Source organism: Streptococcus oralis (assembly GCF_001579175.1).
GTDB lineage: Bacteria > Bacillota > Bacilli > Lactobacillales > Streptococcaceae > Streptococcus > Streptococcus oralis_O.
In genome coordinates this window covers 802,336-817,228 of the sequence record NZ_KQ970759.1, presented here as the reverse complement: position 1 = coordinate 817,228, position 14,893 = coordinate 802,336, and the positions used below count along the sequence as shown (strand labels likewise).

General features: G+C 43.2%; 11 protein-coding genes, 1 pseudogene and 1 riboswitch. All 12 genes and pseudogenes read left to right on the top strand.

Annotated features, from left to right (window positions below):
* Positions 1–28: 28 nt before the first annotated feature.
* The 12 genes and pseudogenes from dnaB (at position 29) to SORDD24_RS04015 (ending at position 14,708) form a co-directional block, all read left to right on the top strand.
* The gene (dnaB, locus tag SORDD24_RS04070) at positions 29–1,381 is read left to right on the top strand and encodes a replicative DNA helicase (RefSeq protein WP_061407705.1); all 1,353 of its coding nucleotides are present in this window, start codon (positions 29–31) and stop codon (positions 1,379–1,381) included.
* A 1-nt stretch (position 1,382) separates the two neighbouring features.
* Positions 1,383–1,655 (top strand): Veg family protein, encoded by a 273-nt coding sequence (locus SORDD24_RS04065; protein ID WP_001278164.1) that lies wholly within the window; start codon positions 1,383–1,385, stop codon positions 1,653–1,655.
* Between the two features lie 89 nt (positions 1,656–1,744).
* Positions 1,745–2,866 carry a CHAP domain-containing protein gene (locus tag SORDD24_RS04060; protein WP_061407700.1) on the top strand — a complete coding sequence of 374 codons (1,122 nt, stop codon included), beginning with the start codon at positions 1,745–1,747 and terminating at the stop codon, positions 2,864–2,866.
* Positions 2,867–2,981: 115 nt separating this feature from the next.
* Complete coding sequence (locus SORDD24_RS04055; protein WP_061407697.1) at positions 2,982–5,291, top strand: SIALI-17 repeat-containing surface protein; 2,310 nt, start codon at positions 2,982–2,984, stop codon at positions 5,289–5,291.
* A gap of 128 nt (positions 5,292–5,419) precedes the next feature.
* A complete protein-coding gene (gene polA, locus SORDD24_RS04050; RefSeq protein WP_061407694.1) occupies positions 5,420–8,053 on the top strand; it encodes a DNA polymerase I in 2,634 nt (877 codons plus the stop codon).
* Between the two features lie 103 nt (positions 8,054–8,156).
* A riboswitch (TPP riboswitch) is annotated at positions 8,157–8,259 on the top strand.
* 70 nt (positions 8,260–8,329) lie between these two features.
* Positions 8,330–8,620, top strand: coding sequence for a thiamine-binding protein (locus tag SORDD24_RS04045; protein ID WP_000647675.1), 291 nt, complete (start codon positions 8,330–8,332; stop codon positions 8,618–8,620).
* Positions 8,583–9,341 (top strand): ABC transporter permease, encoded by a 759-nt coding sequence (locus tag SORDD24_RS04040; RefSeq protein WP_196757266.1) that lies wholly within the window; start codon positions 8,583–8,585, stop codon positions 9,339–9,341. The genes SORDD24_RS04045 and SORDD24_RS04040 overlap by 38 nt, the downstream gene beginning before the upstream one ends.
* Positions 9,342–9,379: 38 nt before the next feature.
* Positions 9,380–10,387: an ABC transporter substrate-binding protein gene (locus SORDD24_RS04035; protein WP_061407691.1), complete on the top strand. Its 1,008-nt coding sequence runs from the start codon at positions 9,380–9,382 to the stop codon at positions 10,385–10,387.
* The gene (locus SORDD24_RS04030; protein ID WP_061407688.1) at positions 10,387–11,115 is read left to right on the top strand and encodes an ABC transporter ATP-binding protein; all 729 of its coding nucleotides are present in this window, start codon (positions 10,387–10,389) and stop codon (positions 11,113–11,115) included. Before SORDD24_RS04035 ends, SORDD24_RS04030 begins: the two co-directional genes overlap by 1 nt.
* Positions 11,116–11,141: 26 nt before the next feature.
* On the top strand, positions 11,142–11,645 hold the full coding sequence (locus SORDD24_RS04025) for a Spy0128 family protein (protein WP_330997361.1): 504 nt from the start codon (positions 11,142–11,144) through the stop codon (positions 11,643–11,645).
* Positions 11,646–11,816: 171 nt separating this feature from the next.
* Positions 11,817–12,275, top strand: a complete 459-nt coding sequence (locus SORDD24_RS04020) for a CtsR family transcriptional regulator (protein WP_061407682.1) — start codon at positions 11,817–11,819, stop codon at positions 12,273–12,275.
* Position 12,276: 1 nt separating this feature from the next.
* Positions 12,277–14,708, top strand: a pseudogene (locus tag SORDD24_RS04015) (ATP-dependent Clp protease ATP-binding subunit).
* Positions 14,709–14,893: the final 185 nt, after the last annotated feature.

Genomic DNA, 14,893 nt, shown 5'->3' with positions numbered 1-14,893 from the left:
ACAAGATTGTAAAAGGAAGGAAAGTCGGATGGCAGAAGTAGAGGAACTGCGAGTTCAACCTCAGGATATTTTAGCAGAACAATCTGTTCTGGGGGCTATTTTTATAGATGAGAGTAAGCTCGTTTTTGTCCGAGAATACATTGATTCTCGCGACTTCTTTAAGTATGCTCATCGGTTGATTTTCCAAGCGATGGTAGACTTGTCGGATCGTGGAGAAGCGATTGATGCGACAACAGTTCGGACAATTTTGGATAGCCAAGGCGATCTGCAAAATATTGGTGGCTTGTCCTATCTTGTTGAAATTGTCAACTCAGTACCAACTTCAGCTAATGCGGAGTATTATGCTAAAATTGTTGCCGAAAAGGCTATACTTCGTCGCTTGATTTTCAAATTGACAGAGTCTGTCAACCAAGCTTATGAGGCTTCTAAGCCTGCAGATGAAATCATCGCTCAAGCAGAAAAGGGACTCATTGATGTCAGTGAAAACGCCAATCGTAGTGGTTTCAAGAATATTCGAGATATTCTGAATATCAACTTTGGGAACCTAGAAGTTCGGTCACAACAAACAACGGATATCACAGGTATTGCTACAGGCTATCGTGATTTGGACCATATGACGACAGGTCTCCACGAGGAGGAGCTGATTATCCTAGCGGCGCGTCCAGCGGTTGGTAAGACAGCCTTTGCCTTAAATATTGCTCAGAACATCGGTACCAAGTTGGATAAGACGGTTGCTATCTTTTCACTGGAAATGGGTGCGGAAAGTCTAGTAGACCGTATGTTGGCGGCAGAAGGCTTGGTGGAGTCCCATTCTATCCGAACGGGTCAATTGACTGATGAGGAATGGCAAAAGTATACCATTGCTCAAGGGAACCTAGCCAACGCGAGTATCTATATCGATGATACGCCAGGGATTCGAATTACGGAAATTCGTTCGCGCTCACGCAAATTGGCTCAAGAAACAGGCAATCTAGGCTTGATTTTGATCGACTACCTACAGCTTATCACAGGTACTGGTCGTGAGAACCGTCAACAAGAAGTCTCTGAAATTTCTCGTCAGTTGAAAATTCTAGCTAAGGAGCTAAAAGTTCCAGTCATTGCTCTTAGTCAGTTATCTCGTGGAGTGGAACAGCGTCAGGATAAGAGACCAGTCTTGTCTGATATTCGTGAATCGGGTTCTATCGAGCAGGATGCGGATATCGTAGCCTTTCTATACCGTGACGACTATTACGATCGTGCGGGTGAAGAAGAGGAAGGAATTCCAAATAACAAGGTTGAGGTTATTATCGAGAAAAACCGTAGTGGGGCTCGTGGAACGGTGGAATTGATTTTCCAAAAAGAATACAATAAATTTTCAAGTATCTCAAAGAGGGAGGCATAAGATGTCAGATGCATTTACAGATGTAGCCAAGATGAAAAAAATCAAAGAAGAAATCAAGGCACATGAGGGACAAGTCGTTGAAATGACTTTGGAGAATGGCCGTAAGCGCCAAAAAAATAGATTGGGTAAGCTAATTGAGGTTTATCCATCTTTATTTATCGTTGAATTTGGGGATGTTGAGGGAGACAAACAAGCCAATGTCTATGTGGAATCCTTCACTTATTCAGATATCTTAACAGAGAAGAATTTGATTCATTATCTAGACCAAGAATAAAACGAAGTGAGCTTTGCTCACTTTTTTCTTTTTCTCCCGAATAGTATAAAGGAGGGATACCTCGTAGAAAACTTTGTAAAGGAGAATGAATGACGTTTTTAATATCGGGAGTCAAGAAGAGTAGATCTACTCAATTTGGTGTAGTGCTGTCTACATTGCTAGTTACAAGCACTTTTTTGTTTGGTGGGGAATCGGTTCAGGCTGACAGTGTAGCGCGTGGAGATGACTATCCACTTCACTACAAAAATGGCAGTGTTGAAATCGATCAGTGGCGGATGTATTCTCGCCAGTGTACGTCTTTTGCGGCCTTTCGTTTGAGTAGTGTAAATGGTTTTGAGATTCCTCCTGCCTATGGAAATGCGAATGAATGGGGGCATCGTGCTCGTCGTGAAGGTTATCGTGTGGATACTAAGCCAGAAGTTGGGGCTATTGCCTGGTCGACAGAAGGTTATTATGGGCACGTGGCCTGGGTATCAAATGTATCAGGGGATACAATTGAGATTGAAGAGTATAACTATGGAGTTCGAGAGAGGTATAACCGTCGAATAGTTAAAGCTAACACCATGACAGGGTTTATTCATTTCAGGGATTTGTCCTCAAGTCGTGGAGTTAGCGATGGAGCTCGCGGGTTAGAATTTTCGTCAAGTGGGACCATGATCTTCACAAGAAAAATACCAATTAGGAATCAACCATCAAACGAAGGACAAGTCATTGATTATTACTACTCTGGGGAAAGTGTGCATTACGATCAGATCCTTGAAAAAGATGGGCATAAATGGCTCGGCTATCTATCCTACAGTGGTGCTAGAAGATATGTGCAGTATGCAGAGTTAATCAATACAGTGAAAGGCTGGAAAAAAGAAGGAGGGAGTTGGTATTACCGAGAGAATGGTAAGCTAGCGACAGGATGGAAAAAAGTTAATGGCAATTGGTATCATTTAAAAGAAAGTGGGGCCATGTCAACTGGCTGGATTAAGGATGACTCTCACTGGTATTATCTAAAGGCTTCGGGTGAGATGCAGACGGGCTGGCTTAAAGACAAGGGAACTTGGTATTACTTAGAGGAATCTGGTCGGATGAAAGCTAGTCAATGGTTCCAAGTCTCGGGTAAACATTACTATGTCGATGCTTCGGGAGCCTTAGCTGTTAATACGATTATTGATGGCTACAAACTAGACAGTGATGGGGTAAGAATAGGAAGTGTTTCTTAAACATTATACAAGCTTTCTTCTTGTTGATAAAATTTTAAAATGGATATCGAATTAGTTGACGTTCTTTGAATAGTATAACATAACAACATTAAAAACTATAAAGGGGCATTGTCTAATGGACAAGAAAAAAGTAATTTTAAGAAGTTTAGCAAGTGCAGCTGTTTTGGGAGCTGGTGTTTTCGTTTCACAGCCTTCAGTAGTCAAGGCAGATGAAGGGAAAGCAGAAGAGCAGGCGGTTGCTCCTGCACAACCACAAGCTGGAACAGAAGGGGAGAGCGGTGCTCAAACTGAAAAGGGATCAGAAAACGCTAGTCCAGCTAATCCTGGTGCGGCAAATCCAGCTAAGATGACCAAAGAAGAGTTGATGCAGGCTTTGGATGAACTTGAGGAACAGGCTATTAGTGATATTGAGGATAAGGAAGCGATTGAGGACAAAGAGGATGCAGCTGAAGCTGTGAAGGAATATATTGGTAAGATGTATATTTCAGATACTCTTGAGTCTGGAGAGCTCAGCTTAGATAATATCATCGCTGAATTGCCAGAAGGTGCAGAAGATAAGACTGTGGTAACAGATCCTGAAGTTCAAACTAATAAAAAATTATCTACTGAGGAGAAAACCCTACTAGACCAAGCTGAAAAAGATGCCAAAGAACAAGTTTCTCAAGCGACGGATGCTCTGGTTCAAGCCCTAGAATCTCTTGAAAATGCTGTAATTGAAGATATTAAAAAAGACGCTTCAATCACCAATAAAGAAACGGCTATCAAAGAAGCCAAAGAAGAGATTGGTAAAGAAGATCTTTTGAAGGCTATCGCAGATGAGGAGCTGGAGGTCGGGGATGTGATTGTTGATTGGCCTGCAGACATGACCGAGCACAAGACTGTTGCAGAACCTGTATCAGAATTCACAGATGAAGACCAAGCTAAGTTAGATGAAGCTGATAAAGAGGCTCAAGTTGACGCAGCCAAAACTCGTTCAGATTTACTTGCTACCTTAGACAAAATTGAACACGAGACAATCGAAGACATCAACAAGGACGCCTCTATTACTGACAAAGAAGTTGCGATTAAGGCAGCTAAAGAAGTGATTGGCAAGGACGCCATCTTGAAAGCCATTGAAGAAGGCGATATCGAAGCGTCAGACTTGTTAGCTGACTTCTTGGCAGAGGAAAGCGATCAGGTAATCCCAGCTGAAGCGAAGACTCATTCTCAACTTTCTAGCCAAGACCAAGCTACACTCGCTGCAGCGGACAAGGAAGCTGCCGAGGAAACCAAGAAAGAGGAAGAAGCTAAGAAGGCGGCAGAAGCCAAAGCCCACAGCGAATTGTTGGCAACCCTTGAGGGTATCGAACAATCAACAATCGAAGACATCAACAAGGACGCCTCTATTACTGACAAAGAAGCTGCGATTAAGGCAGCTAAAGAAGTGATTGGCAAGGACGCTATCTTGAAAGCCGTTGAAGATGGCGATATCGAAGCGTCAGACTTGTTAGCTGACTTCTTGGTAGAGGAAAGCGATCAGGTAACCCCAGCTGAAGCGAAGACTCAATCACAACTTTCTAGCCAAGACCAAGCTACACTCGCTGCAGCGGACAAGGAAGCAGCCGAGGAAGCTAAGAAAGAGGAAGAAGCTAAGAAAGCAGAAGAAGCTAAGAAGGCAGAAGAAGCTAAGAAAGCAGAAGAAGCTAAGAAAGCAGAAGAAGCTAAGAAAGCAGAGGAAGCTAGGAAGGCAGAGGAAGCTAGGAAGGCTGAAGAAGCTAAGAAAGCAGAGGAAGCTAGGAAGGCAGAGGAGGCTAAGCGTCCAGAAACAAATACCAAGAAACAAGAACTTTTGAAATTAGAGAAAAAAGTTATTAAAATTAAAGAACAAATCTCTATTTCAAAAATGAATGGTGTTGAAAATGATCAAGTAAATGAATTGCAACAAGCATTGGCAGACTATGAAGATGCCATTAAGACTCTAAGTAGTGTCATGTCAGCTGTTCTTGAAATTGAAGACTTTAAAGGTGGAGTGAATGCAGTTGAAGCTGCGACTACAGAATTGCCAGAATACAAGCAAGGTGTAAACGCGGTAGAAGCTGCAGTAAATGAACTCCAAGTCTATGCAGAAAGCGGTGCTCCAGCAGTAGCGAATGTTCCAGTTTATGCAGAAAGCGGTGCTCCAGCAGTAGCCAATATTCCAGCCTACGCTGAAAAGATTGAACCAGCAGTAAACGAAGTTCCAGAATATACTGGCAGTGCGGTTCCTTTGGCTACAAATTCTACTCTCGGTACGAAACAAGATCGTACCTACAAAGCTCCTGCAGCAACGGATGAGCAGCTCCTTCCAAATACTGGAAGCCAAGACACCTCAGCAGTCGCATCGCTCGGATTTATCGGTCTCCTTCTTGGTTTGCTACCATTTGCAAAGAGAAGATTGAACAAATAAATTGCCTAACATCGATACAAGAAAAGGATTCGTAGGATCCTTTTCTTTTTATGGAGAAATAGGGACAAGTCCAAGTTTTTCAGCTCTTTCCGATGGTATTTTTCCTCGCTTTCCTTTATAATGGGTGTATGGACAAGAAAAAATTATTATTAATTGATGGATCTTCTGTTGCCTTTCGAGCTTTTTTCGCTCTTTACCAGCAGCTGGATCGATTTAAAAATGCTAATGGTCTTCATACTAATGCGATCTACGGTTTTCAACTCATGTTGAATCATGTCTTGGAGCGAGTTGAACCCAGCCATGTTTTGGTAGCTTTTGATGCAGGTAAGACAACTTTCCGAACAGAGATGTATGCAGACTACAAGGGGGGGCGTGCTAAAACTCCAGATGAGTTTCGTGAGCAATTTCCCTTCATTCGTGAGTTGCTAGACCATCTTGGAATTCGCCATTATGAGTTGCCACATTATGAAGCGGATGATATCATCGGGACTCTTGGTCGTTTGGCTGAGAAAGATTCCTTCGATGTGACAATCGTTAGCGGAGACAAGGACTTGATCCAGTTGACCGATGAGCGTACGGTGGTCGAGATTTCCAAGAAAGGTGTGGCTGAGTTTGAGGCCTTTACACCAGCTTACCTTATGGAAAAGATGGGCCTCACACCAGCTCAGTTTATAGATCTCAAGGCCCTGATGGGGGATAAGTCTGATAATATCCCTGGTGTCACAAAAATTGGTGAAAAGACGGGCATCAAGCTCTTGCTAGAACACGGATCTCTAGAGGGTATTTATGAACATATCGATGGGATGAAGGCCTCTAAGATGAAGGAAAATCTCATCAATGACAAGGAACAAGCCTTTTTGTCTAAAACACTGGCAACTATCGATACCAAGGCACCGATTGAAATTGGCCTTAATGATTTGCTCTATAGTGGTCCAAATGTGGAAAATCTCGGAAAATTCTATGATGAGATGGGCTTCAAACAGCTCAAGCAAGCTTTAAATATTTCGTCGACGGATGCGCCTGAAAGTTTGGATTTCACTATTGTTGACCACGTCAGTCAAGACATGCTGAGCGCAGAATCTATCTTCCACTTTGAGCTTTTTGGTGAGAATTACCATACAGATGATTTGGTTGGTTTTGCATGGTCTTGTGGGGATAAACTTTACGCTACAGATAAACTTGATCTCTTGCAGGAGCAGATTCTCAAGGAATTTCTAGAAAAAACACCTCTGAAAGTGTATGACTTTAAGAAAGCGAAGGTTCTTTTAAATCGCTTGGACTTGAACCTGCAGGCCCCTGCTTTTGACAGTCGCTTGGCAAAGTACCTTCTCTCTACTGTCGAGAACAATGAAATTTCAACAATCGCGAGTCTTTATGGTCAGACTTACATAGTCGACGATGAGACCTTCTACGGCAAGGGGGTCAAGAAAGCTATCCCTGAGAGAGAGAAATTCTTGGAGCATTTAGCTCGCAAGGTTGCGGTATTGGTTGAAACCGAGCCTGTTTTACTTGAAAAATTAGCTGAACATGGACAGTTAGATCTCCTCTATGACATGGAGCAACCTCTGGCTTTCGTCCTTGCCAAGATGGAAATCGCTGGAATTACAGTCAAGAAAGAGACCCTGCTTGAGATGCAGGCTGAAAATGAACTTGTCATTGAAAAGCTAACTCAGGAGATTTATGAGCTAGCTGGTGAGGAGTTTAATATCAACTCACCCAAGCAGTTGGGCGTGCTTCTCTTTGAAAAGCTCGGCCTTCCTCTAGAATACACCAAGAAAACCAAGACAGGTTACTCGACAGCCGTGGATGTGCTAGAGCGTCTGGCTCCTATTGCGCCAATTGTTAAGAAAATTCTAGACTATCGTCAGATTGCTAAGATTCAATCGACTTACGTGGTTGGCTTGCAGGATTGGATTTTAGATGATGGCAAGATTCACACGCGCTATGTGCAGGATTTGACTCAGACAGGGCGTCTGTCTAGTGTCGATCCAAACTTGCAAAATATTCCTGTTCGCTTGGAACAAGGTCGCCTTATTCGTAAGGCTTTCGTGCCAGAGTGGGAGGATAGTGTCCTTCTCAGCTCTGACTATTCACAGATTGAGTTGCGCGTTTTGGCGCATATCTCTAAGGATGAGCACTTAATCAAGGCCTTCCAAGAGGGAGTTGATATCCATACCTCGACGGCCATGCGTGTTTTTGGAATAGAACGTCCTGAGGATGTGACGCCAAATGACCGTCGCAATGCTAAGGCTGTCAACTTTGGAGTTGTTTACGGAATTTCAGACTTTGGTTTATCCAATAACCTAGGTATCAGCCGTAAAGAGGCTAAAGCATACATCGACACTTATTTTGAACGCTTCCCTGGTATCAAAAATTACATGGATGAAGTCGTTCGTGAGGCGCGTGATAAGGGCTATGTAGAGACCCTCTTCAAGCGTCGTCGCGAGTTGCCAGATATCAATTCGCGCAACTTTAACATTCGTGGTTTTGCAGAGCGAACTGCTATTAACTCCCCTATCCAGGGATCGGCGGCGGATATTCTCAAAATTGCTATGATTCAACTAGACAAAGCTCTAGTTGAGGGTGGTTATCAGACCAAGATGCTCTTGCAAGTGCATGATGAAATCGTCCTTGAGGTTCCGAAATCAGAACTAGCAGCCGTTAAAGCTCTAGTGAAACAAACCATGGAAGAAGCCATCCAACTCAGTGTTCCCCTTATTGCAGATGAAAATGAAGGGGCAACCTGGTACGAGGCTAAATAAGAAAGTTATGAAAGAGTTTGAAGCATTTGCCTTCAAACTCTTTTTCATAGTTTTCTGTAAGCAGTTTCCTTGACTTTTCCTAGTATTTGCGTTACTATATGTCCATATAAGATATGGGAGTCTGTGTACAGTCTGAGAGGAAGTGTTAAACTTCGACCGCACCTGATCTGGGTAATGCCAGCGTAGGGAACGATACTTAGCCGAATTCTGCACCTTTTCCATATATGGAAGGGGTTTTCTTTTTGTTAAAAGGAAACCTGAGAAAAGGAGGTTTTTATGAAAGCAAGCATTGCCTTGCAAGTCTTGCCCCTATCACAGGGGATTGATCGAATTGCTATTATCGATCAGGTGATTGCTTATCTGCAAGCTCAGTCCGTGACCATGGTGGTGACACCCTTTGAAACGGTCTTGGAAGGGGAGTTTGATGAGCTTATGCGCATTCTCAAAGAAGCGCTTGAAGTGGCAGGGCAGGAAGCAGATAATGTCTTTGCCAATGTCAAAATAAATGTAGGAGAGATTTTAAGCATTGATGAGAAACTTGAAAAGTATACTGAGACGACACATTAGTCTATTGGGTTTTCTAGGAGTCTTGTCAATCTGGCAGTTAGCAGGAATATTCAAACTTTTACCCAAGTTTATCCTGCCAACCCCTTTTGAAATTCTTCAGTCATTTGTTCGTGATAGAGAATTTCTCTGGCACCATAGCTGGGCGACCTTGAGAGTGGCTATACTCGGACTAGTCTTAGGAGTCTTGATTGCCTGTATCATGGCTGTGCTTATGGACAGTCTGACTTGGCTCAATGATCTTATCTACCCTATGATGGTGGTTGTTCAGACCATTCCGACCATTGCCATAGCCCCTATCCTGGTCTTGTGGCTAGGCTATGGAATTTTGCCCAAGATTGTCTTGATTATCCTGACGACAACCTTCCCTATCATCGTTAGTATTTTGGATGGATTTAGGCATTGTGACAAGGATATGCTGACCTTGTTTAGTCTGATGCGAGCCAAGCCCTGGCAAATCCTGTGGCATTTTAAAATCCCTGTCAGCCTGCCCTACTTTTATGCAGGTCTGAGAGTCAGTGTCTCCTACGCCTTTATCACAACTGTGGTGTCTGAGTGGTTGGGAGGTTTTGAAGGACTTGGTGTTTATATGATTCAGTCTAAAAAACTGTTTCAGTATGATACCATGTTTGCCATTATTATTCTGGTGTCGATTATCAGCCTTTTGGGTATGAAATTGGTTGATATTAGCGAAAAATATGTGATTAAATGGAAACGTTCATAGGACAAGAACGTTTGAGAAAAAGAAAAGAGGAAATGAAAATGAAGAAAACATGGAAAGTGTTTTTAACGCTTGTGACAGCTCTTGTAGCTGTCGTGCTGGTGGCTTGTGGTCAAGGGACTGCTTCTAAGGACAATAAAGAAGCAGAACTCAAGAAGATTGACTTTATCCTAGACTGGACGCCAAATACTAACCACACAGGGCTATATGTTGCCAAGGAAAAAGGTTATTTCAAAGAAGCTGGAGTGGATGTTGATTTGAAATTGCCACCAGAAGAAAGTTCGTCTGACTTGGTGATCAATGGCAAGGCGCCATTTGCTATCTATTTCCAAGACTACATGGCTAAGAAATTGGAAAAAGGAGCAGGGATTACTGCCGTTGCTGCTATCGTTGAGCACAATACATCAGGAATCATCTCACGTAAATCTGACAATGTGAACAGTCCAAAAGACTTGGTTGGGAAGAAATACGGAACTTGGAATGACCCGACTGAACTTGCTATGTTGAAAACCTTGGTGGAATCTCAAGGTGGAGACTTCGAAAAGGTCGAAAAAGTACCAAACAACGACTCAAACTCCATCACACCAATTGCCAATGGCGTCTTTGACACTGCTTGGATCTACTATGGGTGGGACGGTATCCTTGCCAAATCTCAAGGTGTAGACGCCAACTTCATGTACTTGAAAGACTATGTCAAGGAATTTGACTACTACTCACCAGTTATTATCGCAAACAACGACTATCTCAAAGACAACAAGGAAGAAGCTCGTAAAGTCATCCAAGCCATCAAAAAAGGCTACCAATATGCTATGGAACATCCAGAAGAAGCTGCGGATATTCTCATCAAGAATGCACCTGAACTCAAGGAAAAACGTGACTTTGTCATCGAATCGCAAAAATACTTGTCAAAAGAATACGCAAGTGACAAGGAAAAATGGGGACAATTTGATGCTGCTCGCTGGAATGCCTTCTACAAATGGGACAAAGAAAATGGTATCCTTAAAGAAGACTTGACAGACAAAGGCTTCACTAATGAATTTGTAAAATAATGACAGAAATTAGACTAGAACACGTAAGCTATGCCTATGGCGATGAAAAGATTTTAGAGGACATCAACCTGCAGGTGACTTCGGGTGAAGTGGTTTCTATCCTAGGTCCAAGTGGTGTTGGAAAGACCACCCTCTTTAATCTGATTGCTGGGATTTTAGAAGTCCAGTCTGGGCGAATTGTCCTTGATGGCGAGGAAAATCCCAAGGGGCGCGTGAGTTATATGTTGCAAAAGGATCTCCTCTTGGAGCACAAGACGGTGCTTGGCAATATCATTCTGCCCCTCTTGATTCAAAAGGTGGATAAGGCGGAAGCCGTTGCCCGAGCGGATGATATCCTTGCGACCTTCCAGTTGACAGCTGTACGGGACAAGTATCCTCACGAACTCAGTGGAGGGATGCGTCAGCGTGTAGCCTTGCTCCGGACCTATCTTTTTGGCCACAAGCTCTTTCTTCTTGACGAGGCTTTTAGCGCTTTGGATGAGATGACCAAGATGGAACTCCACGCTTGGTATCTGGAGATTCATAAGCAGTTGCAGCTAACAACCTTGATTATCACGCATAGTATTGAAGAGGCCCTCAATCTTAGCGACCGCATCTATATCTTGAAAAATCGCCCTGGGCAGATTGTTTCAGAAATTAAACTAGATTGGTCTGAAAACGAGGACAAGGACGTCCAAAAAATTGCCTACAAACGACAAATATTAGCAGAATTGGGATTAAATACTTAGATCCTTAGAACAATATTATATATTAAATCCAAGCAAGAACCCTGCTTGGATTTAATTGTTTCAAAGCTAAGAAAGTCTTGAATGGTAAACCTCTTGAAGCAGGTCAGTTTGAGTTTGAACTTAAACAAGATGGCAAAGTAATCGAAACAGTTAAAAACGCTGCAGATGGTACGGTTACTTTCACAGCAATTGATTTCGCAACAGCAGGTAAGCACACTTACACTATTACTGAAGTAGATAGTAAGGAAGAAAATGTGACATACGATACTGCTAAACATGAAGTGACAGTTGAAGTGGTTGACAACGGTACAGGCCAACTTGTAACAACAGTTACAGGTAACAACCCAACCTTCACTAACACGTATACTGAACCGAAAAAAGAAGAACCTAAGGAAGGTCCTAAGGGTGAACAACCTAAGAAAGATTTGCCAAACACTGGTGGAGCAGACTTTACAGCATTCTCTACTATTCTTGGTCTAGTTCTTGCAGCTTTGGCAGGACTTGTATACCGTGCTAAAAAAGTTGACTAATCTTAACTTTGAATAAAGCAAAATGATGGTGACCGTTTTACGGTCCCATCTTTTTGTTTTGGATAGTTTATAATAATCTTCGCAACTCGTTCCCTTTTCCTTTAAAAAAATCAAAAATTTCGGTATAATAGTCAAAGATAGTCAAGGTTCAAAGAAGGAGTTTGATTTACTATGAGATTTAAAAATACATCAGATCATATCGAAGCCTATATCAAGGCGATTTTAGACCAGTCTGGTATCGTGGAATTGCAGCGGAGTCAGTTGGCGGATACCTTTCAGGTTGTACCTAGTCAGATCAACTATGTCATCAAGACCCGTTTTACTGAAAGCAGAGGTTACTTGGTTGAGAGCAAGCGTGGTGGCGGAGGCTACATTCGCATCGGACGGATTGAGTTTTCCAATCATCATGAGATGCTCCGCGATTTGCTTTACTCGATTGGTGAGCGAGTTAGTCAGGAGATTTATGAGGATATTCTCCAGCTTTTGGTAGAGCAGGACTTGATGACCAAGCAGGAAATGACCTTGCTGACTTCTGTAGCAACAGATCGTGTCCTAGGGGAAGAATCCTCAGCTGTCCGTGCCAATATGCTCCGACAGCTATTACAAGAGGTAGATAGAAAAGAGAAGTAAGATGAACTATTCAAAAGCATTGAATGAATGTATCGAAAGTGCCTACATGGTTGCCGGCCATTTTGGAGCCCGATATCTAGAGTCTTGGCATTTATTGATTGCCATGTCCAATCACAGTTACAGTGTGGCAGGTGCGACTCTAAATGATTATCCTTATGAAATGGATCGTTTAGAAGAGGTTGCTTTGGAACTGACTGAAACGGACTATAGCCAAGACGAAACCTTTACGGAATTGCCCTTTTCCCATCGTTTGGAGGTTCTCTTTGCAGAAGCAGAGTATGTGGCCTCCGTGGTCCATGCAAAGGTGCTAGGTACAGAGCATGTCCTCTATGCGATTTTGCATGATGGCAATGCCTTGGCAACTCGCATCTTGGAGAGAGCAGGCTTTTCTTATGAAGACCAGAAAGATCAGGTCAGAATTGCTGCTCTTCGTCGCAATTTAGAGGAACGTGCAGGTTGGACAAGAGAAGACCTTAAGGCTTTGCGTCAACGCCATCGCACGGTAGCAGACAAGCAAAATTCCATGGCCAATATGATGGGCATGCCTCAGAATCCAAGTGGCGGTCTAGAGGACTACACACATGATCTGACGGAGCAAGCGCGCTCTGGCAAGTTAGAGCCGGTTATCGGTCGTGACAAGGAAATCTCACGTATGATTCAGATTTTGAGTCGAAAGACCAAGAACAATCCGGTCTTGGTTGGAGATGCGGGTGTTGGGAAAACAGCTCTAGCCTTTGGTCTTGCCCAGCGTATTGCTAGTGGGGATGTACCTGCGGAAATGGCAAAGATGCGTGTTCTAGAGCTTGATTTGATGAATGTTGTTGCGGGGACACGTTTCCGTGGAGATTTTGAAGAGCGTATGAATAATATCATCAAGGATATCGAGGAAGATGGCAAAGTGATCCTCTTTATCGATGAACTCCACACCATCATGGGTTCTGGTAGCGGTATTGATTCGACTCTGGATGCGGCCAATATCTTGAAGCCAGCCTTGGCACGTGGAACTTTGAGAACGGTTGGGGCCACCACTCAGGAAGAATATCAAAAACACATCGAAAAAGATGCTGCCCTTTCTCGTCGTTTTGCCAAAGTGACGATAGAAGAGCCAAGTCTAGCTGACAGCATGACTATTTTGCAAGGTTTGAAGGCTACCTATGAGAAACACCATCGTGTGAAAATCACAGATGAAGCTGTCGAAACAGCTGTTAAGATGGCACATCGTTACTTGACCAGTCGTCACTTGCCAGACTCTGCTATCGATCTCTTGGATGAAGCGGCAGCAACAGTGCAAAACAAATCCAAGCAGATGAAAGCAGACGAATCCGACTTGAGTCCAGCTGACAAGGCCTTGATGGATGGCAAGTGGAAACAAGCTGCCCAGTTAATCGCAAAAGAGCAGGAAGTCCCTGTCTATAAAGACTTAGTGACAGAATCTGATATTTTGACCACCTTGAGCCGCTTGTCAGGTATCCCAGTCCAAAAGCTGACGCAAACAGATGCTAAGAAGTACCTGAACCTCGAAGCAGAACTGCATAAACGTGTCATCGGTCAAGATCAAGCTGTTTCAAGTATTAGCCGTGCCATTCGCCGCAACCAGTCAGGAATTCGCAGCCACAAGCGTCCGATTGGTTCCTTTATGTTCCTAGGACCGACGGGTGTCGGGAAGACCGAATTGGCCAAGGCATTGGCAGAAGTTCTCTTTGATGACGAATCAGCCCTTATCCGCTTTGATATGAGTGAGTATATGGAGAAATTCGCAGCCAGCCGTCTCAATGGAGCTCCTCCGGGCTATGTGGGCTACGAAGAAGGGGGGAGTTGACTGAGAAGGTCCGCAATAAACCATACTCAGTGCTTCTCTTTGACGAGGTAGAGAAGGCCCACCCAGACATCTTTAATGTTCTCTTGCAAGTCTTGGACGACGGTGTCTTGACAGACAGCAAGGGGCGCAAGGTGGACTTTTCAAATACCATCATCATCATGACGTCAAACCTTGGTGCGACAGCCCTTCGTGATGACAAGACAGTTGGTTTTGGGGCCAAGGACATTCGTTTTGACCAGGAGAATATGGAAAAACGCATCTTCGAAGAGTTGAAAAAAGCTTATCGACCAGAGTTTATCAACCGTATTGATGAAAAGGTGGTCTTCCACAGTTTGGATAGCGACCACATGCAGGAAATTGTCAAGATCATGGTTAAACCATTGATTGCTAGCCTGGCAGAGAAGGGTATCGACTTGAAACTGCAAGCTTCAGCGTTGAAGTTACTAGCTAGTCACGGTTACAATCCAGAAATGGGAGCCCGCCCACTTCGCAGAACCCTGCAAACAGAAGTGGAAGACAAGTTGGCAGAACTTCTTCTTAAGGGAGAATTAGTGGCAGGCAAGACTCTCAAGATTGGTGTCAAAGCAGGTCAATTAAAATTTGATATTGCTTAAAAATGGAGAATCAGGAGCAATCCTGATTCTTTTTTGCTACTTTTTTATAAAAAATAATAAAAAACCCTTGACAAAACAAAAATATAAGATATAATAAAAACATAGAAAAACAAAATATATAAAATTATAAAAATGTAAGTATGTATGAAAAAGAAAACAGCAGTGGTATTTGGGACCTTTGCCCC